Raw genomic sequence first — 26,462 nt, forward strand, 5'->3', positions numbered from 1 at the left:
TTTTCATTATGCTGTTTTCGCTTTTTGACCAGTATCTTTCTCAACGGAAAGGTCGCCTAATGCAACAATACCGGTCATTTGGTCATTTTCAAGAATCGATAAACTGCGGATTTGATGCTCTGTCATAAGCGCCTTGACATCGTATCCGGTCACCCTGATATGTCTGGTGAAAAAGCGGGGCACGCTGCACAAAATATGAAACATCCTATAGAGTCCGCCTTTTTCGAGGTTTCTTTTTCTTCTTCCGCTCCTGCAGCATATCTCCCGTCCAGCCTTTTTTCCTCAAATAGAGATAGATCAGAACTGTAGATGTGACAATCAATAAGAGAGAAAAGAGATATCCGTATTTCCAATTCAGTTCCGGCATCACTGAAAAGTTCATCCCCCATAAGGCCCCCAGAGCTGTAATCGGCGTAAAAAGCGTCGTGAAAATGGTCAGCGCTTTTACAATTTCATTCCCCCTATGTGAGGTAATGACTTCCTCTGAATGCAGCAGATTGTTAAGCTCCCCTTCAAATTCGCTGATGTATGTAAATCCCCTGTCAATCTTCAGTTGTGTCCGCTGATAATCCTTTTTCCCTTCATTTTGAGGTAAAAAGGTTTCTTTCAACGCCATTTCAATTTTTTTAGCGCTTAATATCAAATTTTTCCAAATCATCAGTTCATGGCGCAGGAGATGGACGCGGTTTAAAATGCTTTTGCTATTGTCGTCTTTAATTTGCCATCTGAGCTTTCTCAGCTTTATTTCAAATTCATCAACACCGATTAAATACGCATTCATTAGTTCGCCGAGAAGAATTAAAAACCCCTCTATCGCATTGTCCGCTCTTTCCATTTGCCGAACAACTTCTTTTCCTTTAATCTCTCTCAAAATTGAAAAATCAAAGTTGATTGTAAAAAAATATTGTCTGGTGATATAAAAGTGAAAAACAGTATGGTCTTTTTCTTCACCAAGCCCCTGATCATAAACAATCGACCCAAATACCGCTTCATTTTCCGTTTCAGTTGTATCTACTCGTAAAAAATTAACGTGATGGTTATTTTCAAACCACTTTTCACACTGAGGCCAGTGAGAAAAATGGATTAGATCCCTTGCCTTACTTCTTTCTTGAGGCCCCATTTGGTACCAAAACCAATCCTTTCCCGTATGTGCCTTCATGTCAAGCTCCTCCAAACTTTTGTTCTTTATTCTTTAATTGCCCAATAACCGCGTCACTAAACCAGTCTGCCGCTTCAACACATGTTTTATGAGCATTTTCAGGTGGTATGGAATGTAGAAAGACATCGGAAAAGGGAGGTGCATGCCTTCCTTGGAGAAGGCAGTTGTTTTGGAATTTGTCAATTTACTAGCAGTCGCTATTCTTATTTTGTTAACAGGATTTTTTGTTGCCGTAGAATTTTCAATCGTAAAAGTGCGGCGGTCCAAAATTGATCAGCTTGTCGCAAAAGGAAAGAAAGGTGCTAAAGCGGCAAAGCATGTCATCACTCACCTTGATGAATATTTATCAGCCTGTCAGCTGGGCATCACAGTCGCAGCCTTAGGACTGGGATGGCTTGGGGAACCGACTGTGCAAACTCTGCTTCGACCGCTTTTTCATAAAGCAGGCTTAAATGAATCGCTTACCCACCTGCTGTCACTCGTCATCGCATTTTTAGCGGTTACGTATTTAAATGTCGTTATCGGGGAGCTGGCGCCAAAGAGTTTCGCCATTCAAAAAGCAGAAAGCATTACCTTGTTGTTCGCTAAACCGCTTATTTGGTTTTATAAGATCATGTTTCCATTCATTTGGCTGTTGAACCACTCTGCCCGATTGATTACAGGAGTGTTTGGGCTGAAGCCGGCATCAGAGCACGAGCTGGCATATACAGAGGAAGAACTTCGGGTCCTATTGGCTGAAAGCTATAAAAGCGGCGAGATCAGAAAAAGTGAATTAAAGTACATGAATAATATCTTTACCTTTGATAAACGAATGGCAAAGGAAATTATGGTGCCGCGAAATGAAATGGTCAGTTTGTCACTAGATGAAGACTCCATTTCAAATCTTCAGGAAACAGTCAAGCAAACAAAATATACACGGTACCCAGTTGTAAGAGAGGATAAAGATAACGTTATTGGCGTGATTAATATGAAAGAAGTGCTGTTTTCCATGCTGACGAAAGATTTTTCAATCAAGAAGCATCAAATTGAACCTTTCGTACAGCCCGTTATCCATGTCATTGAGACGATTCCTATTTATAAACTACTGCTGAAAATGCAAAAGGAACGCACTCATATGGCGATCCTCATAGATGAATATGGCGGGACGTCCGGTTTGGTCACTGTCGAGGATATTATCGAGGAAATTGTAGGAGAAATCCGTGATGAATTTGATGCGGATGAAGTGCCTCATATCCGCGAACTTGGAAAGGATCATTACTTGTTAAATGCAAAATTATTAATCAGCGATGTTAACAGCCTGCTTGGAACCGATTTATCAGAGGCTGAAGTAGACACCTTGGGCGGCTGGTTTTTGACACAAAACATAGACGCTGAGCCTGAAAGTGCCATAGAATATGATGGCTACTCTTTTAAGGTAAAAGACATCAACAGCCATCACATTTTATTTATAGAAGTTAAAAAAGCTGAATAGCCCGTGAAAGGCTGTTCAGCTGCTATCTTTCAAGATAAACATGGCAAAGGCATCAACACTCTTTTATTTTAAACCCTTTATTGGCCAGGGCTTTAGCAAGACTTTGCTCGGTTTTCACATTCGAAAAATCCAGACCCAGCTTCACGACAGTTTGGGCAATTTCCGGCCTGATTCCTGAAATAATCGTCTCAATGCCGAGCAATTTGGTGCTGTCAATCACTTTAAAAATTTGATAGGCTACCATGGTATCAACGATAGGAACGCCCGAAATATCTAAAAATAAATACGAGAGCTTTAACGCTGAGCACTGCTCCAGCACAGACTCCAAAATCGTCCTCGCTCTGTGCGTATCAATTTCACCGACAAGCGGAAGAATCCCAATTCCATCAGTAATCGGCATAATCGGCGCACTCAATTCATTAATCATTTCTTTTTGCGCGTTTAATTGTATCATGGTCACCTGGTGATATTCTTCCGTAAATACTTCGATGATCTCATCAATGTTTTGATTCAAGATCCGGCTCCACTCATAATATTCCTGAATGCTGATGTCTTGAGAAGAAGCTTCGCTGAATTTCTGAATCCATTCAAACATGATGTGCCTGAAGGTGTTAAACTGGCCGACACTTTGTGTAACCGTCACTTCATGAACGGCACGGTCTCTGGCGCATTGAAGAGACCACCGGTTGAGCTCATCCTCTACGTCTTCTTTTCTAAGGGATTTTGCTACGATGGTCACCAATAATTCATGCTGGTCTTTTAACTTTTGTTCTAGTTTTTGCTGATCTTTCGCTGAATACAGCCAGCTGCCTTTTGACGTACAAACTTCCAGCCATTGTTGCGTGATATCTTCTTTGTGCTCTGTTAAGTGCTGATCAAGAGCTATCATCTTAATGAGCTCCCTCCTGTTTTTGAAAAATGTACGCTATATATGTATAACGCGTCTGCCTTTACACATACTATGTTTAGATTCAATGGGCTATAGCCAAGCGGTAAGGCAATGGACTTTGACTCCGTGATCGTTGGTTCGAATCCAGCTAGCCCAGTTTCTGAACAGGTGAAAAACCGAAGATAAGCTGATTCGAATAAATCAGCGGATCTTCGGTTTTTCATCATGCAGATTGATGAACCGTTTTCTTCTTCGATAACTTCAACAGTTCTCCCGGGTTATAACCAATCACCAGCTTTTTGTTGTCTACTAGAATCGGGCGTCGCAAAAGCTTCGGCTTCTCGATTAAAAGTTCCAGCACCTCATTTACCGTCATTTCTTCAATGTTTAAATTTAAATTTTTGAAAGTCTGGCTTCTTGTCGCCAAAATTTCATCAATTCCTTCTGTCGTTAACGATAAAATGTACTTTAATTCTTCTCTTGTCGGGGTTTCTCTGAATAAATGCCGTTCGTTAAATTCAATTTGATGTGCTTTAAGCCAATGTTTTGTTTTTCGGCATGACGTGCAGCTTGGATATGAGTAAAAAGTTAATTGTTGTTCCATTCGTTTTTTCCTCCTCAGTTAACCATCTCTTTGTAGAATAACTACCCGGATCATTTTTCATTTAAACCATTTACAGAACTTTTTTCGGATTATTTTTTAAAAAACATTCATACAATAGAAAACACAATCAAAGGGACAAATTCCATTTGTATATTAATAATGAAAATGTTTACATTTCTAGGTGTGATCTATTATAATAACAGTCAGAGGGACTCTCGGGAGGGGATAAAAATGAATCGCATGTTCCGGGTGTTAGGATTTTGGACGGGAATTTTTGCAGTCATGTTTTATTTAGGTGATATGAAAGATGCTTCCCTTTTATTTTTTGGACAGACGATCTTATTTGTGTTTCTATCGTATTTGAACTTAACCGAACGCATGTATATTTATATTTTTGGCGCTTATTTAACAATTTTCTTCGCCGGCTTTACATATTACTCAATTTTTATTATGGTGCCCGGCGGCGGAGGCCATTAAATGCAGAAAGAGACAAACCTTATCGGTTTGTCTCTTTTTTTACAATGAAAACCCATTTAAAAACGGATTTTGGTCCTGCTCAGTCAGTACGTTTGTTTCAGGTCCATGGCCGCTTAACACCAGCGTGTGTTCCGGAAGCGTAAGCAGTTTTTCATGAATGGACGTCAGCAGCGTCTCTTGATCGCCGCCTATTAAATCCGTACGTCCTATACCGCCTTGGAACAAAACATCTCCGGAGATGACCAAGTCTGCATCTTTCACGTAGTAAGACACACTGCCTGGTGAATGTCCCGGCGTAAATAATGTTTCCAAATGAAACGGCCCGATATTCAACTCACCGTCGCCTTCAATTAGATGATCTGCAGGCTTAGCTGTTACTTCTATCCCTCGCAGCATGCCGGAGCCGTTTAAAGAAGCGTCCGTAAGCCAATTTTTTTCATTTTGATGCAGGTAAACAGGGATATCCCATTTTTCTCTCACTTCATCAAGCGCCCCAATATGGTCAAAATGGGCATGTGTAAGCAAAATGGCTAAAGGCGTCAGCCCTTTTTCTTTTATGTATTGATTGATTTTATGTCCCTCGCCGCCCGGATCAAAAATCAGGCATTGATCATCATTGATGAGAAAATATGCGTTCGCTTGAATCGGCCCTACTGGCATTCGTCTCCATTTCACTATTATCACCTCTTTCTTTTTTATGCTCTTATTATGAGGGTTTTTTAAAAAAGATTCAAACAATCGCAATGAAAACGCTATCGACAAACCTATAAAAAACAGGTAGAATAAAACTGGAAAGAATTGCAGGTTTTTCAATGTAAAGGGGGCTGTGTTATGTTACTTGTCGTGATTTTCGGCCTTGTCGCTCTTTTCGCTTTATGGGGAGTCTTGCGTTCTGTTAGAAATAAAAATATACTCGGGTTTTTATTAGCCGGTGCCACCTTATTTGTCTTTGGATGGTTTACCGTGATGACCGTAATAAACAGCGGGTATCCAACCGCACATTAAAACCTGTATCCGATCGGATACAGGTTTATTTTTATGGCTGTAAATGTTTATTGACACTTTCTATTTTGCTCTCAAGCGTCGTTTTTTTGTCACGCCTGTCATCGATACGGATATTCGTTGCCACTCTGTGCAATCCTTTTTGAAATGGCGCTTCGTGAATTGCCTGAATGACTGCAAAAAGGTCACTGAGTTCTCCCTCGATCAGCGTATTCATCGGTGTCAGCTGATATTTGATTTTCCCTTCTGCTTGATATCCTTCTAATATCTTTTGCACATCGGCTACGTAAGCACTGACACTGGGTGTTTCCGTACCGATTGGGATAATGGTTACATCTGCGATAGCCATCGTTATTCCATCTCCTTTTGATCAATGATGAGTTGCTTCGTTTCATGTGATTTCAATAAAATAATTTGCTCAAAATGAAAGCCGTATAACGCATATTTCCCGTTCGGAGATATTTGAATCGGCTCCATTTCCCGCAGAGACACAAGATCTTTTGTCTCTCCCGATGCTACATTGATTGCTGCGAGCTTATATGCATCGCCGCTTTGTTTGAATGTATAAAACAGGCCTCCTGCTTCATCATAGTCATACTCCATTGGAGCCAAACTTGTATATTTCGCTTGGAGCGGCCATTTCGCTGTAACAGGTGATGTTGATTGCGGCGTTTTAAACTGATACGTCCCTTTTCCTCCGGAAGCTGATTTGACAGTAAAACTCATTTGATGGAAAGAATCGAAGAATAGAACGTCATCCTCAAGCTTCTGTTCCGTCTTAGAAGCTGTATCGAACGTATATAAAGGCCCTGTTTTATCGTCTCTTCCCTCTTTTACATAATCAAATGTATTTTTGGATGTCCAATGAATGAACGGAACCTGTACTGGGCTTAAGAAAGATTCGTCTTTTTTAGCATTCACCTGATATGTATGGAAATCCCAGTTTTCATTGAATTCCGTCACCATCATTTGATAAGGATCATACTGATTCCAAGCAGCCTCAAGCTCATACGTTTCGTAATCTTTTTCGTAAAGCGTCTCTCCTTCTGCATTAAGCAAAACGACTGCCGTCTTTTGGCTATGTGTGATTTGCAGCAGAATCATCTGCTCCCTCGCATTGATTTGAACATCAACGATTTGACCATCCGTTTGATAGAGCTTTTTCGCTTTGCCTGTAAAGATGCGGTACGCAAAAAGCTCTGTTTTCGTCGGATTAGACGCAGTATATAATATTGTGCTGTTATTCAGCCAGCCTTCCGCCCCATCCGCTTTTTCCGCGGAAAGCGGTATGATGTCTTTTTTCTCATCTTTTGCCGCCGATGCCTGTTTTTGCTGCTGATGAGATGGTTCGCATGCCGATAAACTAAACAGCAATACCGCCAGCAGAATAAAACAAACTGATCTCATCAGCATTCCCCTCCGATCATCTTTATTCTCTCATATTTGCTTCGGCAGAAAAAAGAAAAAGTTTCAGTTACTCATGAAAAAATAACGCCCTCCACAAGATGCCGTTTGTGGCGTTATATATGTGTAAAAACTGCTGAAACGGCAAAGGATTTTGGCCTTTTCCAAGTTCCACCGTATACCCTTCCTTAAAATAATGATGAATAAACCAATCACGAAATCCAGCATAGCTGTCTATATCCCTTACTCCCTTATAAATGTTCCCGCTTAACTCCTCAAAATCCTTTATCACGGCAGCAGATTCCTCAGGCTCAAGGCCTTTATAGCCCCAATAAATTTCTTCTCCTTGAGTATGAAGAGCCAGCAGTCTGTCAGGCGGATTCTCCGTGATCAGCCGGTACATCGCAATAGATTCCGGCTCCGTAAGCGGAGAGATTCCCGGAAAATCGCGGTAGCTGGGTGCTGTCGGTTTTCGGTATTTTTCAATTTCCCATAATGATGGAAATTGTTTATTTAAATCAACTCCGTTTATATTCGCCTTCCATTCATTAAAATTCGGACGATGTTCATTTAGCCTTTCGAGCTCATCTCTTCTGGCTCCCATGACTTCTGATCCGTTTAAAACAAGATCAACGCCATCCGGATTGACAAGAGGAACGAGGGATAAGGATGTGCTGTTAAACAGCTTTATGGGAGAAAAGCCAAAGAAAGGCGAATTGCAGCATAATGACATACAGTATTCCTTAAACCATTTTAGCAGGACAGACGTTGTAATCCACTCATTCGCATGAAATGACGCGTTCATATGGACCTTTTTTACGGCATGCTCCCCACCAGCCTTCAGCTCCCAGATAGGCCTGCCGAGTACAGAACGGCCAATTTCCCGGCATGAGACAAACGGAAAAACATCAATAATCTTCTTTATTTCCTTTTCAACAGCTGAATCATCATAGATTTTCTCTTGCTCAATCCAGCTATCAGAAAGTTTCAGCTGCCGAGGCTGTAAAAAGCGCTTTATGTCCTGAATGGTTTGAAGCTCTTTGCCGCTATGCTCCTCTATCACATAACCAGGGCAGTACAATTGATGTTTTTGTGCGGAGCGATTTGCACTTTTAAGCAATTCCTCGTCTATCTTCAGTTCTTTCGCCACTCTGGCCAAATTGTTCTTGATATCAGGTTTCACCGTAATAAACGCCATCATCATCCCCCTTTTTTGTTACTATATGACAGCGTATTTAAAAAAAGAAAGCCTCCCGCTCACTTTGACGCGGGAGACATTGTGATTACGATGCCTGATCAAGCATTTGTTTTTCTTTCCGTTTTGACGAATTGTCCAGCCTTTTCTGGTCATAAAATCGCAACAAATCCCCATAAATGATTTCATCAGAAAGTGATAGCTCCTGTTTTGCTTTATCAGCAAATGCTTCACATTGTTTTGTCTCTTCTAATGGTTTTCCCGTCTCTTTGTCATAACACGCACCGTCTGTATAAACAACCTGATCTGTGATAAAGCTCCCGTCCCGGAGCACCGTAAAGTCCAGTTTTTCGTCTGAAAGCAGATCGTTGCCGAATTGAATTTGATCTTTCGTATCAATCCCTAAAAGATTCATTAGCGTCGGCCTGATATCAATCTGCCCGCCTACTGTTTCAATGGTTTGCGGCTTTTTATCAGTAATACCCGGAATATGAATGACCAGCGGCACTTTTTGGAGCTGTACCTCTTCAAATGGGGTTATTTCTTTTCCTAAAAACTGCCCCATCGCTTCATTGTGGTTTTCTGATATACCATAATGGTCACCATATAATACAATAACAGAGTTGTCGTATAATCCGTCTTCCTTCAGCTTTTCGATAAACCGTTTTAGCGCCTCATCCTGATAACGCACTGTCGGAAAATATTTATTTAGCGTCTGGCTGCTTGAATCATATTCATCAATCAATTGATCCTCTTCATCAAGATCAAACGGGAAGTGGTTCGTCAGTGTAATCAGCCTCGAGTAAAACGGCTGAGGCAGATTTTTCATCAGCTCTGAAGACTGCTCAAAAAATTCTTTATCCTTCAGTCCCCAGCCGACTGAATTTTCGTCAGTTACATCATATGAGTTAATATCAAAAAACGAATCATATCCAAATGAGTCGTACATTAAATCACGATTCCAAAAGCTCTTATTATTAGCGTGGAGCACCGCTGAATAGTATCCGCTGTTTTTCAAAATTTCAGGAGCGGCCATATATTGATTGCCCGCATTCGTAAAAAACACGGCACCTCGTCCAAGCGGATACAGTGAATTGTCCACGATAAATTCAGAATCCGAGGTTTTCCCCTGGCCTGTTTGGTGGTAAACATTATTAAAGTTGTAGCTCTGTTTTATAAAGTCATTCAGAAAAGGCGTGATTTCTTCTCCATTCAATTTTTCATTAATCACGAAGCTTTGCGTCGACTCTAAGGATACGAGAATGACGTTCCTTCCTTTTGCAGCGCCGAATAAGCGTTTGTTGGCATCCTTCGCATTAGCGGTTACATAGTTTTCAATCTCCGTCAGGCTGTTGCTGTCTGCCAACGCTCTCTGTGCGGATTGCTTTGACTGAAGAACGCCATCGTAAATATGAAAATTAAACAGGCTAATGTTTTTAACAAGCATTTCTCTGTCAAATGAGCGTGTCAATAGCTGAGGTCTTTCCGCCTCAGACAAGCCCAGGTTGAAGAAATAAACAGAAGCAACGAACAAAAAATAAGCCGCCCGTTCATTTTTCGTTGAGGGAATGTCCGATTGAAAAGCTTTTTGCCGGATGTGAAGCCATATTAAAACCGCAATATCTACAGCTAATAGGAGGTCTGTCGGCTCAAGAAGTGTTCCGATGCTGCTTCCGAGATCACCCATATTGCTCGTTTGAAAAAGAACAGGGATTGTTAAGAAATCATTGTAAAAACGGTAAAAAACCATATTTGCCAGCAATACAAACGTGACAAGACAGCTTATCGCGATAATATAGCGATTTCTGTTTTTGCCTTTTAAAAACAGGCTGAGGCCAAAAATAAGCAACAAAAAACTCAATGGGTTGATAAACAGAATAAATTCCTGTGTTAGATTGTCGATTTTAATATGAAAACTGGTTTTGTAAACAGCATACGTTTTCAGCCACATCAATAAAATGGCAATCAGCATAAATGAAATCTTCGAAAAAAACGTTTTTCGCATTTCAACCTCCTATGCAGCACGCTCAAAAAATCAGTCTATTCCCAACATTCTCATTAACACATCAAATTAAATCTTAACCTGAGCACAACAAAAAATCAATTTGATTTACACAATTTTAACAATTTTGATGTTTCAGCCATTCATTTTTAGCGATCCAAGCGCCTCCGATAACGCCGGCATCATTTCCAAGTGCTGCGATTGAAATATCAGCAGCTTGGGCAGCCCGTGGAAACGCGCATTTGCGGAATGTTTTCTCAACTTTTGATCTCAGCAGTTCTCCGGCTCTCGATACGCCGCCGCCAAGAACGATTTTGGATGGATTAAGCGAGCTTGCCAAATTTCCGAGCACCAAACCAAGGTGCTTGGCTACATAATCAACCACCTCAAGGGCAATTTCATCATTTTCACCCGCCGCTTCAAACACATCCCGCGCTGACAATTGTTCGGTTGCTTGTAAACGTGTCGTCTTTTTAGCATTTGCTATTTTTTCTTTTGCAATTCTTACAATTCCGGTTGCTGACGCAATTGTTTCGATACAGCCCGTTTTGCCGCAGTTGCAGGGCGCTCCGCCTTCAGGGATGCTGCAAATATGGCCGATTTCTCCGCCGGCGCCATTTATGCCATGTACAATTTCACCATTTGCAATGATGCCGCCGCCAACTCCTGTGCCAAGCGTCACGAGAATGACGTCTTTTGCGCCATCACCCGCTCCCTTCCACATTTCCCCGAGCGCAGCAATATTTGCGTCATTTTCTATAACAGCTGGGATGCCGGTTTCTGTCTCCAGATGGTTTTTCAAAGCATAATTTTTCCACCCTAGATTTACTGTTTCATAAACAACTCCTGACGCCATATCTACAGGGCCTGGCGCACCCATTCCGATGTATTTGATGATGTGCTTCGGTTTTTGCAGCTCATCCAGCTTGCTGTCGATAGTTTTTGCAATTGTGACAGTAATCGTGTCGCCGGTTTTATCAGTCGGAACTTCCCACTTATGCTGAATTTCACCATATTGATTAATAAAAGCGAGTTTAATCGTCGTTCCTCCCAGGTCAATGCCCGCAAACCATATCTCGTCCATTTTTATCACCTTAGCCTTTATAGAAATCTCTTCCGTTTTTTGTTTGTTCCAATTCTTTTCGAAGGACAGCTGCCGCTCTGGCCCACTGCTCCTTTTCAATCATGTGGTTCATGTATAATTCCTTTAATTCATCCAGCATAAACTCAATTTCAAGCTCTCTGTCTCCAAAATAAACAATGTGGCCAAACGTTTTTAACAGCTGTTGCACATCATAAAATGTATTCATTTTCCTCACCATTTCTTGAACTTAACTATCATAAGCGTATTCATATGAAAGCGGTCAGTCAAGAAGAAAACGCTGACAAAAAAGCCAGCCTCCTTTCCATATTCCACCTTTATGATTCTTTATTGTTTTCAATTTGTTGCTGCAGCTCCTTGTAGCGCTGCTCCTTCGGCTCCAATTTTAAAGCCAGCCTGATGGCCTTTTCTGCTTGTGCAAGCTCATTTTTTTCCGCATACAATAAGGCTAAATTGTAATAGGAAGCATGGTCTTTAGGTTCTTTTTTCACTGCTCGTTCCAAAAGGGAAACCGCCTGATCATATTCGCCGATTTGAATATCAGATACAGCAAGAATTTTCAAAAGATCGGCAGAGGCATCTTTTTGCTCTGCTTCTCCGTTCAGCAATTCTGTTACTTCTTCATACTTTCCTTCCTGATACAACTCGCTTGCCTGCTGAATCAGCGCTGACTCCTGGTGTGAAGGCGAATGCAATCCGTAATATAAAAAACCGGCAGCCAAAGCAATCAGCAAAACCGCTGACAACACTCTTTTTCCAAAGGCTCTGGCTTTGGGCAACCCCAATGCCGCTGCAGCGAAAAAGCCGCCAATCAAGCCGCCGATATGTCCTGAATTATCAATATTTGAAACTGCAAAACCAAAGCCCAGATTGATGATAATAATGACAATAATATTGGTTCCTATGGTTCTTAAAAACATTTTTCGATTAGATAAAGCAACATACAGTAATGCACCTAAGCATCCGAATATGGCTCCTGATGCCCCTGCCGAAGGATACGGGCTGAACACAAAACTCGCAATCGAACCCGTAATGCCAGCAGCCAGATAAATCAGCAAAAATCTCCCCGATCCATACATCCGCTCAACCGCTGTACCAACCGACCATAAAGCCAGCGTATTAAAAGCTAAATGCGCTATGCCGATGTGAAGCACGATCGGTGTCAGAAGCCGCCACCATTCTCCTTGTGCAATCAGGCTGTTTTCTTTTGCTCCAAAAGCGACCAGCGTCTCCGTATTTGTGCTGCCCCCGTTTATTTCGAGCAAGAAAAACATTAGGATCTGAAGCGCAATAAATAAATATGTAAAAATCGGTTTTCCATTTTGAAAAACCGCCGCTTCAGTTTTTCTCTGTTCTTCTTGTTTCAGCACTAGCGAAAGGAAGCGTTCTCGCGCCATTTGCACGTCTTCAAACGAAGCGTGTTCCTCTCTACAATTTTCTGTACGAAATGATGGAAAAACCGCTTGAAGATCATCTCGAAGCATCGTTCCTCTAACGATCGCCGGCTCAACTGACACAGTTCCCTTCTCAAACGTTTTTTTTGCAATCTCTTCCCAGTCATCAACAGGGGCTTCCGTTGAAAAAAACACATTCAGCAGCTTCATCCTTCGTCTGCCCAATTGATGTCTGACTCGTTCTACTCGTTCGGCCTGCTCTTCGATGTCTCTAACCATTTCTTGACGGAAATCAAGATCGTGCTTATAAAGACGAACTAGATCATGAGAGGACTTGTCCGGAGCTTCCAGCCATATCTCATCTGACTCACCGGCTTGTATGACGCCATACCCGCTATTCACCAGGTGCGCCGCAATTTTCCAATATGTATACTCCAGCAAAAACATGTTTACCGCTCCAATAGTTTTTTTTCATTATAACAGCTGGCGCTCCGAAACGCCTACTGAAAGCAAAAAATCCCGTTTTTCACGGGATTTTAGAAAGCTTGCTGTATAAACTTATTGCGGATAAATGGAATTCTTAAAAACAAATGGATAAAAGACCGCCTGATTCCTGGCTGGCTGAGTACAGTATTCATAAGACGGTAGCGATTTTGATAAAACATGACGGCAGAAACCGCGAAAATGGCATAAATCAAAAGTTTTTTCATGATATCCCTCCTGCCAATAGGGTTTGTTATTCTGCCTTATTTATTCTCGAATAAGGGACAGGAAAGTTATGAAAAACAAGAAATAATCCGATCCTCTGTTATCAGCTTATGTACCGGGATGTCATGTGGCAGACTGGGTACGTGCGCATACAACTGGCACTCCAAAAGCAATGAGACTGTCTTCCCTTCATATTCACTTAAATAGCGATCATAATAGCCGCCTCCAAAGCCGACCCTAAACCCGTTAACATCAAAACAAACACCTGGAACGATCATCAAGTCAATTTGTGATGGGTTTACTTCTTTTGTTTTTTCAATTACCGGCTCGAGCAGTCCGGCGTACACGGTTTCGAGCTGATCATCAGTCTGATATGTGCGAAATTGCATTTTCTTCGTGTCCGGATGGCATTTTGGGATGCAAACTTGTTTCCCTTCTTCCCAAGCCTGCTCAATGACAGGACGCGTCGGTATCTCTAATCCTCTGGAAATAGTGACGGCAATGGTGCCGGCATTTTGCCACTCCGGCAGAGAAAACAAGTACTTATACATACGTTCCGTTTTTTGAAGAATATCTTCATTTGATAAAGCAGACAGTGCCTCCAGCGTCTTTTTTCTTAATTGTGATTTCATCTCTCATCCCCCTCGGAATAGAAAAAAGCCAGAACCTTTTTCAAAGCTCTGGCTTTTTTCTTACACCTCAAACAGCAAGGCTGTTATTTTGTTTCACGGTGTAACGTAGATTTTTTATCACGTGGGCAATATTTTTTAAATTCAACGCGGTCTGGATTGTTGCGTTTGTTCTTTTTAGAAATATAGTTACGCTCACCACATTCAGTGCAAGCCAAAGTAATATTAACGCGCATTATTTTCCCTCCAAACTAAAATCATTTACTTATTCAGACTTATATATAATACCACTATAATGGACGGAATGCTAGGCTGTTTTTCAATGAATTGCTGAATTATTGAAGATACGCTCATAAAGCTGCAAATATGATGACGTAATGAGTCGGGGGTGGTGGAGCTTGAACACTTGTTGTCTGCCAGCTTCTTTTATCCGGCGGGCTTTTCCCCGGTCTTTTAAAAAACTGTCCAGCAGATCAGCCGCTTCCTGTACGAGCGTAAAATTAGCGATGATTGCCGTTTTGTCATGAACGGCATAATCACAAAAACCACCCGACTGAGAAACGACAGTCAGCACACCTTGTTCCATGCTTTCTTGCGCGGCAAGCCCAAACGGTTCATAAGAACTAGGGAAAACAGCCATTTCACAGTGAGACAGTAACGTTCTGATGTCTTTCCTATTGAGAAACGGCAGAAACATGACACGATCCTTCAGGTTATATGCCGCAGCCAATTTCTCATAGGAGGAAAGAGACGGCCCCTCCCCAGCCAGCACTAGATAGAGGTCAGGCTGACGCTGCTTCAAGATGGCAAATACCTTTAACAGCTGCGAAAATCCTTTTTCCGGAACGAACCTTCCATATGAAAAGAGGAATCTTCTATTTATGCTTCTTTGGATTTTCCCCTTCTCTTCCTCCATAGATGCAGGGCTTGGGATAACGGTTATTTTTTTATGTGCTGCCTTATTAAGAGACCGCTTCATAAATGTGCTTAATACGATCAATGCATCAGCGGATTCTATAAGGAGCCGTTCGGTCTTGAGCCTGTATGGGTGTGGGGCTTCTCGGCACACCTTCTTCCTTTCTCTTTCAAGACCGTGGATTGTCGCAGCAAGCGGAAGGCCAAGCCGTTGTTTCAAATACTGGGCGGCAGGGGCAGTTGTGTCATCATGGGCATGAATCAGATCAAAGCGTTTATTGTGTGATAACACATGGCGAACCATTGTAAAGTTAGCATCAGCTATGCAATCTTCAAACTTCGCATACGAAAACAACTGCCCGCTCGGAGTACAAACTGTAATGTTGATATGAGGATTTAAATAGGAAATGAGGCGGTTTAAATGGACACCGAGCCCGCTTTTCGGCTCATCGGGATGTTCGGGTGAAAGCATGAGAATGTTCACCGTTCTTTTTCCCCTCTCCCATAACAGGTGTATGCAGAAAATTGCGCCTCCCAACTGGTGTGCGCTTCTTCAATCTGAAAACTGTTTATATGACGAATCCCATTTTCATCAAGATAGATGTCATCTGTACCGGCAAGCTTGAGAGAGACATTCATTGAATTCACAATTCTGTATTCAGCCCGATATACAGCATCACCAGCCGTCTGTCTAATCATCCATTCGCCTTTATCATACGTTGTGCGTTTTGTCCTGACAGCTTCAATATCTTTTCTTTTGATGACAATGCGCAATTCTTTTATCATATCCTGCGTTTTTTCGAAAAGGACCGCTTCAGCCAGCCGCATTGTTTCTTCTGAGATTTCCCAGCTTACGGTCAAGGTGTGGGCGTTTTGAATGATTATGTCGAATGTGTCCCTAAAAAAGGAAAGCTTATGTCGTATATTATAGGGAAATGGGTGTTTATCCATGGACTCCTAACATTCTCCTTTCCAATCGTTCACTTCGTGTTCCTATTAAACCATTACATAAAGAAGAAGCAAAGAAAGATTTCTCGACAAAATCTCGTTTTTTTCGCGAATTCCTTTAGAAACTATTGGTTTTATGGTATAAAAAAGAAGGATAAAAAAAGAATAGAAGGTGATGAAACGTGGAAATTGCTATTATTGCGTTGTTTATCGTCAGTATAGCGCTAATTGCATTCTCATATTCTCAAAGAGACCCGATGAAAGATGTAGAACAGGAGCTCGAAACACTGCAGCTTTCTGCGATGCAGGAAATTTACAAGCTCAAAAAGAAAATGACAGTGCTTGAGGAAGAATTACTGGAAACAAACCTTGTCATTCGCAAATCAAAGCAGAACGACATCAATCAAAAAATCGCTAAACAAATACTTTCTAAATATAATAACGGTATGTCAGCTGAAGCGATTGCTAAAGCTGAGCATGTATCAGTGGAAGACGTGAATACGATTATCAAAGATAATGAGAAGGTGCTCGTATGACAAAACGGGGCATTCAGGCATTTGCTGGCGGCATCATTTTAGCGACAGCCGTTCTTGCAGCTGTTTTTTATCTGACTGACGAAGACCAGGCCGCTGCTGTAAAAGATAATAAAACAGTAACTGAACAAGACGTGAACAATTACCTTGATTCTAAAAAAATGGTTTCTGTGAACCGTGATGAATATCAAAAACTTCTTGATTCAAAAGAGAAATCGTTGACCGATGACAGCAGCTCAGACACGAAAACAGACAAAGTCAAAACGTACAAGCTCAAAATTAAAGATGGCATGAGCACTGCGGATGTATCTGCTATTCTTGAAAAAGAGGGCATTATCTCTTCGGCTCAAGACTTTAATGACTATGTCATTGATGCCGGCTATCACAAAGAAATTCGTGCCGGCGAGTTTAAAGTAAAATCAGACATGAGTTTCAAAAAGATCGTAAAAACGTTAACACGATAAAAAACAGGCTGACTCAGCCTGTTTTTTTCATCCAAACTTTCCTGAAATGTAATCGAGCGTTCTTTGGTCCTTCGGGTTAGAGAACATTTTATTCGTATTGTCGCATTCAATAAGCTCGCCCATGTAGAAAAAGGCGGTTTGATCAGAAACCCTTGCTGCCTGCTGCATGTTATGCGTGACAATGACAATTGTATATTTATTTTTCAGCTCTAGAATGAGTTCTTCAATTTTTCTCGTTGAGATTGGATCTAGTGCAGATGTCGGTTCATCCATCAGCAAAATATCAGGATTGGTCGCAAGTGCTCTGGCGATGCAAAGACGCTGCTGCTGGCCCCCTGACAGCGAAAGAGCGGACGTATGCAATCGATCCTTCACCTCATCCCATAACGCCACGTCTTTTAATGACTTTTCCACAATTTCCTGAAGCTTCTTCTTATTTTTGGTGCCGTGGACTCTCGGTCCGTAAGCCACATTATCAAAAATAGATTGCGGAAACGGATTCCCTTTTTGGAATACCATGCCGATATTTTTTCGCAAATCCACGATGTCCACTTTATCCTTTAAAATGTTGCTGCCATTATAGTTCAGCTCACCTGCAAGCTTTACATTCGGCGTCATTTGAATCATTAAATTCAATGTCTTGATAAAGGTCGATTTCCCGCATCCGGATGGTCCGATAATCGCCGTAACCTCATTTTCATAAATGCTCAAATTGATATTTTTTAAAGCATGATGCTGCCCATACCATAAGTTCATTCCATTGACTTGATATACTTCCTGTTTCATTACAGCTTCGGTAGCAATACTCATTGCCGCCCTCCTATCCGAATTTCCCGTTAATATAATCCTCTGTCTTTTGCTTTTTCGGACTCGTGAAAATCTGTTCGGTCTGTCCGTATTCTACAAGCTCGCCGTTTAAAAAGAATGCCGTCCGGTCAGAAACCCGCAGAGCCTGCTGCATATTGTGCGTGACAATAATAATTGAGTATTCTCTTTTCAATCCTGTAATTAATTCCTCTATTTTTGCATTTGAAATCGGATCAAGCGCTGAAGCTGGTTCATCAAGCAGAAGAACAGCCGGCTTCATCGCAAGCGTTCTCGCGATGCATAAACGCTGCTGCTGGCCGCCGGATAACGAGAGTGCGGATGAATGTAAACGATCCTTCACCTCATCCCAGAGGGCCGCTTTTGTTAAACTTTCTTCCACAATTTCATCTAAAACAGCTTTATTCCGCTCTCCGGCATATTTCAATGCATGTGTGATATTCGCATAGATCGATTTCGGAAATGGATTTGGTTTTTGGAAAACCATTCCGATTTCCCTTCTCAAGCTGACAACGTTAATATTGCCGCCCAATATATTTAATCCCTCATAAAGGATTTCACCTTCCGCTCTTGCAGATGGAATTAAATCGTTCATTCGGTTAATATTTCTCAAAAAAGTGGATTTTCCGCATCCCGACGGCCCAATTAAAGCAGTCACCGCATTTTTTTCAATATCCATGTTTACATGATGAACGGCTTGTTTATTTCCGTAAAAAATAGACAGATCTTTGACCTCAAGCACGTGGTTCTGCTTCGGAACAATAACAGCTCGCTCAGGTTTTTCTTTTACCATTTGTTCAGACATGTTTTTCGCCTCTTTCCGTTCTAATTTGCCGTAAGCTTTTTGTAGATCATCGTGCCAAGCCATCTCGCTGCGAGATTAAACACAAGAACAGAAATCACCAGCACGGCAGAACCACCGTTGGCAATCGCTTCAGCATCCGGAATCATTCCTTGTGTATTGACGTTCCAAATGTGGACCGCAAGTGTTTCAGCGGGCCTGAAAATATTAAGCGGTGATGTTTCCGAAAACGGGTTCCACTCCGTAAAATTAAGACGCGGTGTTGTCAGGCCTGCCGTAAATAATAATGCGGCCGCTTCCCCGAACACCCTTCCTGACGCTAAAATTGCTCCTGTGATAATAGACGGAATCGCACTTGGAATTAAAACCGTTTTTACGGTATGCCAGCGTGATACACCTAAAGCGAGAGAGGCTTCCTTCAGATCTTTAGGGACTGAACGGATCGCGTCTTCTGTCACACGCACCATGACAGGAAGGTTAAAAACAGTTAACGCAAGCGCCCCGCCTATGATCGTATATCCCCAGCCTGTTAAGTTGACAAACATCAATAATCCAAACATCCCAATGACAATAGACGGAAGAGATGAAAGCACCTCTATACATGTTCTGATGAAGTCAGTTACTTTGTTATTAGGCGCGTATTCAGCCATGAAGACTCCGCCGCCCACACCGAGCGGGATTGTAATCAGCATTGTAATAAACAAAATATAAAAGGAGTTAAACAGCTGATCTCGTATGCCTCCTCCAGCTGCAATGGCGCTCGATTTTGTTGTAATAAATTGAAAACTGAGCTGAGAAACACCGTTTATAATAATATAGGAAAACAAACCTACTAAAATGGCAGCGATAATGGCTGCACACAAACCAAACATTCCGGTCGCCAGTTTATCTGTTATTTTGCGGTTCATTACACTTTCCTCCTAGATGACAAGTAGCGAATAAGCAGGATGAACAGGAATGACATCACCAGAAGCACAAGCCCCATTGACCACAGCGTATTGTTTTCAACACTTCCGTATGTGGTGTGGCCCATATTCAGCGTGATGATCGTTGTCAGCGTTCCCGCAGTGTCAAACAGGCTTTCCGGCAATACTCTTGTATTTCCAATGACCATCTGAACAGCCAAAGCTTCACCGAACGCCCGAGCCATGCCTAACACAACAGCTGTCATCAATGTTGGAAAAGCTGCAGGCACAAGTACTTTTCTGATCGTCTGCCATCTTGTCGCACCAAGCGCGTAAGAACCCTCTCGTAAACTCTTCGGAAGAGAAGCCATTGCATCAGCAGAAATCGATGTGATCGTCGGGAGAATCATGACGGAAAGGACAATCGTTCCCGCCAATAAACTGTGCCCTGTTCCGCTCGATTTGAACTGGGCGATAAACGGCACCAATACTGTAAGACCTATGAATCCATAAACAACAGATGGAATACCGACTAAAAGCTCAATCACCGGCTGCAGCACTTTCTTTCCCCAATTCGGGGCAATCTCTGTCATAAAAATCGCGCCTGCAATGCCAAGCGGCGCAGCGATTAGAGCAGAAAGAATCGTTACTGCAAATGAGCCAAAAATAAATGGCAGCACTCCGTATTTCGGATCACTATCTGTAGGATTCCAATTTAAGCTCGTTAAGAATTCAATTGGGCTTACACCATTTACAAGAAAAGATTGCAGCCCCTTCACGCCGAGGAAAATGGTGATTGCAACAGATGCCGCAATCATAATCAGCGCACATGCTGTCACAATCATTCTTCCCCGAACTTCATCCAATTGCCGATTTTGCCTTGAGCTGATTAAACGCTCGCTCACAGACATATTTTCTCTATTGTTTATCATTGTTTTACACTCCTATGAATGTGTTAAGAGGAGAAACGGTTGTCCCCGCACTCCTCTTTTTATTAAGATCAGCTTTGCTTCCCGTTGGCATCGCGTGTCACTTTCATATCAGTAACCGGAATGTAGCCTTGGTCAGTAACAATGCTTTTTTGAATGTCTTCACTCTTTAGATAATCAAGAAATTCTTTAGCTAAACCTGTCGCTTCACCTTTTGTATAAGAATGCTGATAAGCCCAGATCGGATACTCGCCAGTTGCTACATTTTTCGCTTCAGGTTTAACACCGTCAATAGATAGAGCAGTTACTTTGTCATCTGTTAAATATGAGAATGCAAGATATCCAATCGCTCCCGGAGTATCAGCAATGATTTTTTTCACCGTGTTGGAGGAATCTTCAGTAATGCCTTCTGCAGGTTCTTCTCCGTCAAGCGCATATTTCACAAATGTAGCACGTGTGCCGGAAGAATCAGGACGGTTTACAAGTGTAATCTTTTGGTCTTTGCCGCCGAGCTCTTTCCAGTTTTTAATTTTGCCAGTGAAGATTTTTTTCAATTCATCTTTTGAAATATCCTTCACACCAGCATCAGGGTTTACAGCTGCTGCCATACCAACTACAGCGACTTGATGATCGACAAGCGCTTTTGCATCGATGCCTTCTTTTTCTTCTGCAAAAACGTCTGAATTCCCGATCTGAACAGCTCCTTCAGAGACTTGAGAAAGCCCTGTTCCAGAACCGCCAGCTTGTACCTGTATATCAGCATCAGGGTTTTCTTCCATAAATTTTTCCGCGGCTGCAAGTACTAGTGGCTGCATTGCCGATGAACCAGAAATGGTTAAAGAACCTGATGCCTTTTCTTCTCCTTTTGCAGAATCGCTATTCGATTTTTTACTTTCTCCTGCATTTCCGCATGCAGCTGCAATCATCATAAATGCAGCCATCAGAAGCATAAGCACCAATTTGTTTTTTTTCATTTCCTGAATTCCCCCTGCGTATAATGTGTAATTTGTCCTACACGTATAGAGTAAAGGTTCTATGTAAAAAGGGTTTGAACCGAATGTTAAGGTTTTGTAAATCAGTGCGTTTTTTTGTATAAAAAAAACGCCCACATCATGTGAGCGTTTCTTTTTAGTTATCAGAAGACGTTGTGTTTTCTGCATTTTCTTCAATTTTGTCTTTATTCTTTTGCTGAGTATCTTCTTTGTCCTGCTTCGATTTCAGCTCAAAATATTTATCCATTACTTCCCTGCCGATTTCGTTTGTAATGGTATATTTAGCGCTGTAATCAATATAAGCCCAAGGGACTACTACAGAGATCGCAATCTCAGGATTATCAGCCGGTGCATAGGCAACAAGTGTCGTATTATAAGTCGATGTTCCTGTTTTTGATTTATCAGGTCCATCATAGAACGATTGTGCTGTTCCTGTTTTACCGGCAGGCTGATATGACGCTGAAGCAAATTGGCTGGCAGCTGTCCCTTTTGTCATCACCCGTCTGAATCCGGCCTGAACCTCTTTAATATATTCACTCTTCATGTCGATTTTATTCAGCACTTCCGGCTGAACGGATTGTACGACAGCACCGATTCCTTTTTCAGGATTAGGATCCCTGACTTCTTTCACAAGCTGAGGTTTTAAGCGATACCCGCCGTTTGCAATCGTTGATACGTATTGCGCCAGTTCCAGCGGTGTATATGTGTCGTATTGGCCGATTGCATAGTCAAGCAAGAATCCCGTCAATCTGTCTGTTCCTTTATAGCCTGTCATTTCATTCGGAAGATCAATTCCAGTTTTGACACCTAATCCAAATTGGCTGAAATAATTACGGAACGTATCAAAGGCCGTCGTATCAATCGGTAAAGCTTGGTGCGGTTTATATTCACCTTTTCCGAGCGCGATCGCTGTTTTAAACATAAATACGTTAGAAGACTGCTCTAAGGCTCTTTGAATATTGACCGGTCCTAAGTTAGTCCATGACTTTTTACCGCGTTTATCCTGACCAATATATAAAGGTTCATCTTGAAAAACAGTATTCAGATTGATGGCTCCGGTTTGAAGGCCTGTCAAGACTGTTGCGCCTTTGACTGCTGAACCCATGGCGTAAGATGACGTCATTGTACCTAAAGCGTAATCATCAATTTTATATTTCCCATTTTCTTGTTTAATCTGCTTGCCCGCCATTGAAAGCACTTCACCGTTTCTTGGGTCCATCATGACAACGAATGCCCGGTCTAACAATTGCGTGCTTGGTCTTGCTTTAGCAGATTTGAGGTTCTTCTCAATGATTTTTTCCACTTCTTTTTGCAAATCAATGTCAATCGTAAGGACGAGATCTTTACCGGCTTTGCCTTCAGATACCGTTTTTGTTCCCGTGACATTGCCGTTTGAATCTGTGATATTTTCGACTTTGGCTTTTTGGCCCTGCAGAAGGCTTTCGTATTGGTATTCCAGATAACTTTTTCCGACCCTGTCATTTCGGCTGTAGCCAAGCGACAGATAATGGTCGAGCAAGTTGGACGGCAATCCTTCATTAGAGCTGGACACACTTCCGAGCACTGAGCGAAGAAGGTTTTTATACGGATATTCACGTTCCCAATCGGACGTGACATCAACACCTGGCAGTTCGTCTAAATGTTCACTTACCACTGCCATTTCCTTCGCTGATACATCTTCGTTTTTGATATATTGAGGGGTCAATGCATAGCCCGAATCCATCTGTCTTTTGATAGCGAGGATCTGCATATCTTTATCCGTCAATTCATTCAGCTGCTTATCAGTAATCCGTTTTAGCTGAAGCTGGTATAAATCGTCATCGGATATTTTTTTGTCTTCAACCTGCTGTCTTTCTTTAGAGCTAATCAGCTTTTTCGCTTCTTTCGGTCTAGTCAAAATCCAATAATCTTTTTTATCCCGTTCTGTTACTTTTTTTGTATCGACTTTGATCATGTCAGACAGCTTTTTTGCGATCTTTAAGCGCTGTTCTTGCGTGGTCGATTTAGATCTCGTGTATGTGATTGCATTTAAAGCCTTATTTGTCACAATGGCATTAAAGTTTCGATCATAAATTTTCCCGCGCGGTACCGCTGAGCTGACTTCACTTTGTTCCTGCTTATTCGCTTGGTTTTTGTAATCATCGCCTTGCACGATCTGCTTGATGCCCAGTTCCACAATAATCCAGGTAAATATAACAAAGGCAGCTAAAAATAAAATATTCAGCCGGATCGGAAGCGACTTCTTTTTCTCTTTATGATTTTGCTTTTTTGGTTTATTTCTCCTCATAACATCACCTTTTCTATTTACAGAAAGAAAAGACACTCAAGTAAGAGTGCCAGTTTTCATTTTAAAGGTTTTTTCGACTTTTTTCTACAGATAACCCCTTTTTGGCAAAAAAATTATCTCTCGCCTTTTAACAGGGTCGGTTCTGTTACCCGTTTTTGGCCATCTTCTTCCATGGTTTCATTTTCCCCTTCTTTCTCCTTAAAACGGATATCCTTGACAAAGTAATAAATCAAAGGATGTCCTATACCCAATATCGCAAGTGACAAAGGAATTCCCACATCCTCTTTCAGAAGGGCCACAATCAGGAGAAAGCACAAAATGGAAACAATTCTGCCGGCGTTCAAGAACATTTCTCTAAGCACGATATATTCAATTCTTGCTTTTCTGGCATGCCTCGCCCGCCCTATCACATCATATGTAAGTGATACATATGGCACAAGCAACAGAGGATAGCCGATGGCAATAAAAACGCCGTACGTTAATAATGTCGAAAAGCTCATATGAAACAGAATCAAAAACAGCGCCCCATACAAAATAAGTCCGCCCAGCAAAATCGATTTTTTTCTCGCCTTTTTCTTAATCAGCCTGGATGCAAAGTAGTAGGCAAAGAAGGAAACAGCTGAATTGACAAGACCGAATGTACCGAGAGCAAGTTCGCTGTTTGTCTCAATAAATACAAACACACTGATTAAAAAGACAAAAATCCCTTCTCTCAAACCCTGAAAAAAATGCGCATTCGTGATTCTCCGCCAATTCATATTGCTATGGCGCTCTCCAAATACTTTGCTCAGCATAAAACGGCCCTTTGATTCTCTCCGTTTTAAGAAAAAGCTCATCACGACAGCCAGGGCAAATAAACTGAGGGAGAGACTGAAAATCACTGTATAACCCGTATTATTTTCAAGCCTTGAGATCACGAATCCGGCTACAATCGGGCCGATCATTCCTGCAGAGGAAGACAGAATGCCCATAAACCCGTTGAAAAAGTCTCGTGTATCCGGCTCTGTTATTTCAAAGGTCAGTACGTTAAACGCTAGCCAATAAAAGCCATAGCCAACTCCGAGCACCGCGCCGATTAGCACGAGGCGGCTGGCCGCCGTTTCTCCGGCTAAAAGCACACTTAAATAAAAGGCAGCTAAAAAAATGACGCCGAACCTTAAAATGAATACCCTGTCTATTTTTTTGGCTAACCGTCCAGCCAAATAAAAGGTTATCGGCTGCATTGTCACAATGGATAAATTATATATCGCCAAATCAATAAATTTCCCTGACTGCTTCCAAAGATACACATTAACAAATGTATTGGACAGTGCAATTCCCAGCGAGTAAAGCCCGCCAATGGTCAGCAGAAAGAGTAACCCTTTGTTTACGTCTACATCGCCTATCACTTTTTTTAGTTTGCTCATTACTGACTCCCCTTTACTATCCCTTAGTCTGTCTCACTCAAACCGAGATATGTAAAAAGAAGACATAAAAAAACAAGGTCCCATAATGAGGACCTTGTTTGTGCCATTATTTTGCTTCGCTGTATAGACGAGCCACTTCGTCCCAGTTTACAACATTCCAGAAAGCTGAAATGTAATCAGGACGGCGGTTTTGATAGTTAAGGTAGTAAGCATGCTCCCAAACGTCAAGACCTAAGATAGGCGTTTTGCCTTCTGAAAGCGGAGAATCTTGGTTTGGCGTGCTTGTGATTTCAAGTTTACCGTTGTTCACAACAAGCCATGCCCAGCCAGAACCGAAGCGTCCAGCTGCTGCTGCTGCGAATTGCTCTTTGAATTTGTCAAAGCTTCCAAATACACTGTTGATCTCTTCAGCAAGCGCGCCAGTCGGTTCGCCTCCGCCGTTTGGAGATAAAAGTGTCCAGAATAATTTGTGGTTCGCGTGTCCGCCGCCGTTGTTGCGGACTGCAGTGCGGATGTTTTCAGGAACAGAATCAAGATCAGCAACAAGCTCTTCAACTGATTTGTTGGCAAGAGCAGTGTTTCCTTCAACCGCTTTGTTTAAATTTGTCACGTATGTGTTGTGGTGTTTCGTATGGTGAATAGTCATAGTTTCCTTGTCGATATGCGGTTCTAAAGCATCGTACGCATAAGGTAATTCTGGAAGTTCGTAAGCCATGATAATTCCTCCTTAGTATATATGTACTGAAATGCCGCTTCACAGCGAGCCTTTCTTCATTCAATGTAACAAAAGAATGCTTTGTAATCAATGAAAAAGCTCACGATTTGGCTCATTTCAGCGGACATATTTCACTTTAACCGATAATCGGTCCCATTAAACCTGCCGCCAGCATTTCTTATAGGACCGTCCATAAAAAGTATCCGATCATCAAAAGCTGTATGATGCCCTTTGCAATAACCCCTGTTAAAAAACCAATGAGTGAGCCGAGGCCAATTTTAAACGCTGACTTTAAGTCCTTCTGATGGACGATAAGTTCTGCGCAAACAGCCCCGATAAACGGCCCCAATATGATCCCTGCAACCGGAATGACAAAAGGCCCGATTAATAAACCGATCGTGCTTCCCCATATGGCAGCTTTGCTTCCTCCGAACCTTTTTACTCCAAGCAGATTCGACACGTAATCTGCTGCGAATAATACTGCAGCAAAAACTGCCTCAACAAGCCAGAACATATAAGAATACGGACTGAATGAAAATAAAAATCCGTACAATACAAATCCGGCAACAATAAATACTACGCTCGGAATAACAGGATACACCAGCCCGATAAAGGCAATGATAAAAACCGCTGCAATCAACAGCCAATACAACATATCCATAGCTTCCATCCTCCCATTTTACTCTGTCTTCTTCATGTCTTCCT

General features: G+C 41.9%; 31 protein-coding genes and 1 tRNA gene. 6 read left to right on the top strand and 26 right to left on the bottom strand.

Translation table 11 applies throughout. From position 1 onward, the window contains the following. Positions 1 to 6: 6 nt before the first annotated feature. Together NYE20_RS13575 and corA are read right to left on the bottom strand one after the other, a co-directional pair. Entirely contained in the window at positions 7 to 204 is a 198-nt protein-coding gene (locus tag NYE20_RS13575; RefSeq protein ID WP_032726162.1) for a hypothetical protein, read from the bottom strand. A 1-nt stretch (position 205) separates the two neighbouring features. Beyond that, entirely contained in the window at positions 206 to 1,159 is a 954-nt protein-coding gene (gene corA, locus NYE20_RS13580; RefSeq protein ID WP_161621668.1) for a magnesium transporter CorA, read from the bottom strand. A 142-nt stretch (positions 1,160 to 1,301) separates the two neighbouring features. Between corA and NYE20_RS13585 the strand changes: the two genes are divergently transcribed. Continuing rightward, complete coding sequence (locus NYE20_RS13585; protein ID WP_021480026.1) at positions 1,302 to 2,630, top strand: hemolysin family protein; 1,329 nt, start codon at positions 1,302 to 1,304, stop codon at positions 2,628 to 2,630. Between the two features lie 52 nt (positions 2,631 to 2,682). On the opposite strand, the gene rsbRD is transcribed toward NYE20_RS13585, so the two are convergent. After that, complete coding sequence (rsbRD, locus tag NYE20_RS13590; protein ID WP_141949677.1) at positions 2,683 to 3,519, bottom strand: RsbT co-antagonist protein RsbRD; 837 nt, start codon at positions 3,517 to 3,519, stop codon at positions 2,683 to 2,685. 86 nt (positions 3,520 to 3,605) lie between these two features. Here rsbRD and NYE20_RS13595 point away from each other — a divergent pair. Then, positions 3,606 to 3,676: transfer RNA gene (locus tag NYE20_RS13595), tRNA-Gln, on the top strand. Positions 3,677 to 3,742: 66 nt separating this feature from the next. Here NYE20_RS13595 and mgsR read toward each other — a convergent pair. Further along, positions 3,743 to 4,123 carry a transcriptional regulator MgsR gene (gene mgsR, locus NYE20_RS13600; RefSeq protein ID WP_003230147.1) on the bottom strand — a complete coding sequence of 127 codons (381 nt, stop codon included), beginning with the start codon at positions 4,121 to 4,123 and terminating at the stop codon, positions 3,743 to 3,745. Between the two features lie 231 nt (positions 4,124 to 4,354). On the opposite strand from mgsR, the gene NYE20_RS13605 reads away from it, so the two are divergent. After that, the gene (locus NYE20_RS13605) at positions 4,355 to 4,600 is read left to right on the top strand and encodes a DUF2626 domain-containing protein (RefSeq protein WP_003226300.1); all 246 of its coding nucleotides are present in this window, start codon (positions 4,355 to 4,357) and stop codon (positions 4,598 to 4,600) included. A gap of 39 nt (positions 4,601 to 4,639) precedes the next feature. Here NYE20_RS13605 and NYE20_RS13610 read toward each other — a convergent pair whose 3' ends face one another. After that, entirely contained in the window at positions 4,640 to 5,275 is a 636-nt protein-coding gene (locus tag NYE20_RS13610) for an MBL fold metallo-hydrolase (RefSeq protein ID WP_048655106.1), read from the bottom strand. Positions 5,276 to 5,431: 156 nt separating this feature from the next. On the opposite strand from NYE20_RS13610, the gene NYE20_RS13615 reads away from it, so the two are divergent. After that, positions 5,432 to 5,605, top strand: a complete 174-nt coding sequence (locus tag NYE20_RS13615; RefSeq protein WP_003230141.1) for a DUF2759 family protein — start codon at positions 5,432 to 5,434, stop codon at positions 5,603 to 5,605. A 31-nt stretch (positions 5,606 to 5,636) separates the two neighbouring features. Here the strand turns inward: NYE20_RS13615 and NYE20_RS13620 are convergent, their stop codons facing one another. The 12 genes from NYE20_RS13620 to NYE20_RS13675 form a co-directional block, all read right to left on the bottom strand. Next, positions 5,637 to 5,951 carry an MTH1187 family thiamine-binding protein gene (locus NYE20_RS13620; RefSeq protein WP_003230139.1) on the bottom strand — a complete coding sequence of 105 codons (315 nt, stop codon included), beginning with the start codon at positions 5,949 to 5,951 and terminating at the stop codon, positions 5,637 to 5,639. 2 nt (positions 5,952 to 5,953) lie between these two features. Then, positions 5,954 to 7,015: a hypothetical protein gene (locus NYE20_RS13625; protein WP_116316542.1), complete on the bottom strand. Its 1,062-nt coding sequence runs from the start codon at positions 7,013 to 7,015 to the stop codon at positions 5,954 to 5,956. 61 nt (positions 7,016 to 7,076) lie between these two features. Continuing rightward, positions 7,077 to 8,207, bottom strand: a complete 1,131-nt coding sequence (locus NYE20_RS13630) for a M14 family metallocarboxypeptidase (protein ID WP_339185244.1) — start codon at positions 8,205 to 8,207, stop codon at positions 7,077 to 7,079. Between the two features lie 82 nt (positions 8,208 to 8,289). Then, positions 8,290 to 10,206 carry an LTA synthase family protein gene (locus tag NYE20_RS13635; protein WP_339183199.1) on the bottom strand — a complete coding sequence of 639 codons (1,917 nt, stop codon included), beginning with the start codon at positions 10,204 to 10,206 and terminating at the stop codon, positions 8,290 to 8,292. Positions 10,207 to 10,321: 115 nt separating this feature from the next. Beyond that, the gene (gene glcK, locus NYE20_RS13640) at positions 10,322 to 11,287 is read right to left on the bottom strand and encodes a glucose kinase GlcK (RefSeq protein WP_046160589.1); all 966 of its coding nucleotides are present in this window, start codon (positions 11,285 to 11,287) and stop codon (positions 10,322 to 10,324) included. 10 nt (positions 11,288 to 11,297) lie between these two features. After that, the gene (locus NYE20_RS13645; protein ID WP_004399107.1) at positions 11,298 to 11,513 is read right to left on the bottom strand and encodes a YqgQ family protein; all 216 of its coding nucleotides are present in this window, start codon (positions 11,511 to 11,513) and stop codon (positions 11,298 to 11,300) included. Positions 11,514 to 11,622: 109 nt separating this feature from the next. After that, positions 11,623 to 13,146 carry a rhomboid protease YqgP gene (gene yqgP, locus NYE20_RS13650; protein WP_049141211.1) on the bottom strand — a complete coding sequence of 508 codons (1,524 nt, stop codon included), beginning with the start codon at positions 13,144 to 13,146 and terminating at the stop codon, positions 11,623 to 11,625. 89 nt (positions 13,147 to 13,235) lie between these two features. Next, entirely contained in the window at positions 13,236 to 13,409 is a 174-nt protein-coding gene (locus tag NYE20_RS13655; RefSeq protein ID WP_003230126.1) for a hypothetical protein, read from the bottom strand. Positions 13,410 to 13,475: 66 nt separating this feature from the next. Next, complete coding sequence (locus NYE20_RS13660) at positions 13,476 to 14,039, bottom strand: 5-formyltetrahydrofolate cyclo-ligase (RefSeq protein ID WP_038429302.1); 564 nt, start codon at positions 14,037 to 14,039, stop codon at positions 13,476 to 13,478. An 83-nt stretch (positions 14,040 to 14,122) separates the two neighbouring features. Continuing rightward, positions 14,123 to 14,272: a 50S ribosomal protein L33 gene (gene rpmG, locus NYE20_RS13665; protein ID WP_003153056.1), complete on the bottom strand. Its 150-nt coding sequence runs from the start codon at positions 14,270 to 14,272 to the stop codon at positions 14,123 to 14,125. Between the two features lie 83 nt (positions 14,273 to 14,355). Beyond that, entirely contained in the window at positions 14,356 to 15,435 is a 1,080-nt protein-coding gene (locus NYE20_RS13670; protein ID WP_072173926.1) for a glycosyltransferase family 4 protein, read from the bottom strand. Further along, positions 15,432 to 15,902 (bottom strand): hypothetical protein, encoded by a 471-nt coding sequence (locus NYE20_RS13675; protein ID WP_339183205.1) that lies wholly within the window; start codon positions 15,900 to 15,902, stop codon positions 15,432 to 15,434. Before NYE20_RS13675 ends, NYE20_RS13670 begins: the two co-directional genes overlap by 4 nt. Positions 15,903 to 16,081: 179 nt before the next feature. On the opposite strand from NYE20_RS13675, the gene NYE20_RS13680 reads away from it, so the two are divergent. Both NYE20_RS13680 and NYE20_RS13685 read left to right on the top strand, forming a co-directional pair. Next, a complete protein-coding gene (locus NYE20_RS13680) occupies positions 16,082 to 16,435 on the top strand; it encodes a hypothetical protein (protein WP_003245993.1) in 354 nt (117 codons plus the stop codon). After that, complete coding sequence (locus NYE20_RS13685) at positions 16,432 to 16,896, top strand: endolytic transglycosylase MltG (protein ID WP_014480272.1); 465 nt, start codon at positions 16,432 to 16,434, stop codon at positions 16,894 to 16,896. The genes NYE20_RS13680 and NYE20_RS13685 overlap by 4 nt, the downstream gene beginning before the upstream one ends. A 27-nt stretch (positions 16,897 to 16,923) precedes the next feature. On the opposite strand, the gene pstB (NYE20_RS13690) is transcribed toward NYE20_RS13685, so the two are convergent. The 9 genes from pstB (NYE20_RS13690) to NYE20_RS13730 form a co-directional block, all read right to left on the bottom strand. Then, complete coding sequence (pstB, locus tag NYE20_RS13690) at positions 16,924 to 17,706, bottom strand: phosphate ABC transporter ATP-binding protein PstB (RefSeq protein ID WP_339183208.1); 783 nt, start codon at positions 17,704 to 17,706, stop codon at positions 16,924 to 16,926. Between the two features lie 10 nt (positions 17,707 to 17,716). Further along, positions 17,717 to 18,526 (bottom strand): phosphate ABC transporter ATP-binding protein PstB, encoded by an 810-nt coding sequence (gene pstB, locus NYE20_RS13695; RefSeq protein WP_015384102.1) that lies wholly within the window; start codon positions 18,524 to 18,526, stop codon positions 17,717 to 17,719. 20 nt (positions 18,527 to 18,546) lie between these two features. After that, positions 18,547 to 19,431, bottom strand: a complete 885-nt coding sequence (pstA, locus tag NYE20_RS13700) for a phosphate ABC transporter permease PstA (protein ID WP_003230103.1) — start codon at positions 19,429 to 19,431, stop codon at positions 18,547 to 18,549. Next, a complete protein-coding gene (pstC, locus tag NYE20_RS13705; RefSeq protein WP_014477352.1) occupies positions 19,431 to 20,360 on the bottom strand; it encodes a phosphate ABC transporter permease subunit PstC in 930 nt (309 codons plus the stop codon). Before pstC ends, pstA begins: the two co-directional genes overlap by 1 nt. Before the next feature lie 68 nt (positions 20,361 to 20,428). After that, complete coding sequence (locus NYE20_RS13710; RefSeq protein WP_014480275.1) at positions 20,429 to 21,331, bottom strand: phosphate ABC transporter substrate-binding protein; 903 nt, start codon at positions 21,329 to 21,331, stop codon at positions 20,429 to 20,431. Between the two features lie 154 nt (positions 21,332 to 21,485). After that, a complete protein-coding gene (gene pbpA, locus NYE20_RS13715) occupies positions 21,486 to 23,636 on the bottom strand; it encodes a penicillin-binding protein 2A (RefSeq protein ID WP_014477354.1) in 2,151 nt (716 codons plus the stop codon). Positions 23,637 to 23,749: 113 nt separating this feature from the next. Beyond that, the gene (locus tag NYE20_RS13720) at positions 23,750 to 25,042 is read right to left on the bottom strand and encodes an MFS transporter (protein ID WP_003230095.1); all 1,293 of its coding nucleotides are present in this window, start codon (positions 25,040 to 25,042) and stop codon (positions 23,750 to 23,752) included. A 106-nt stretch (positions 25,043 to 25,148) separates the two neighbouring features. Then, the gene (sodA, locus tag NYE20_RS13725; protein ID WP_004398583.1) at positions 25,149 to 25,757 is read right to left on the bottom strand and encodes a superoxide dismutase SodA; all 609 of its coding nucleotides are present in this window, start codon (positions 25,755 to 25,757) and stop codon (positions 25,149 to 25,151) included. A 178-nt stretch (positions 25,758 to 25,935) separates the two neighbouring features. Continuing rightward, the gene (locus tag NYE20_RS13730; RefSeq protein ID WP_004398518.1) at positions 25,936 to 26,418 is read right to left on the bottom strand and encodes a DUF456 domain-containing protein; all 483 of its coding nucleotides are present in this window, start codon (positions 26,416 to 26,418) and stop codon (positions 25,936 to 25,938) included. Positions 26,419 to 26,462 lie beyond the last annotated feature (44 nt).

The sequence above is a fragment of the Bacillus sp. FSL R5-0416 genome (assembly GCF_037975425.1).
GTDB lineage: Bacteria > Bacillota > Bacilli > Bacillales > Bacillaceae > Bacillus > Bacillus subtilis.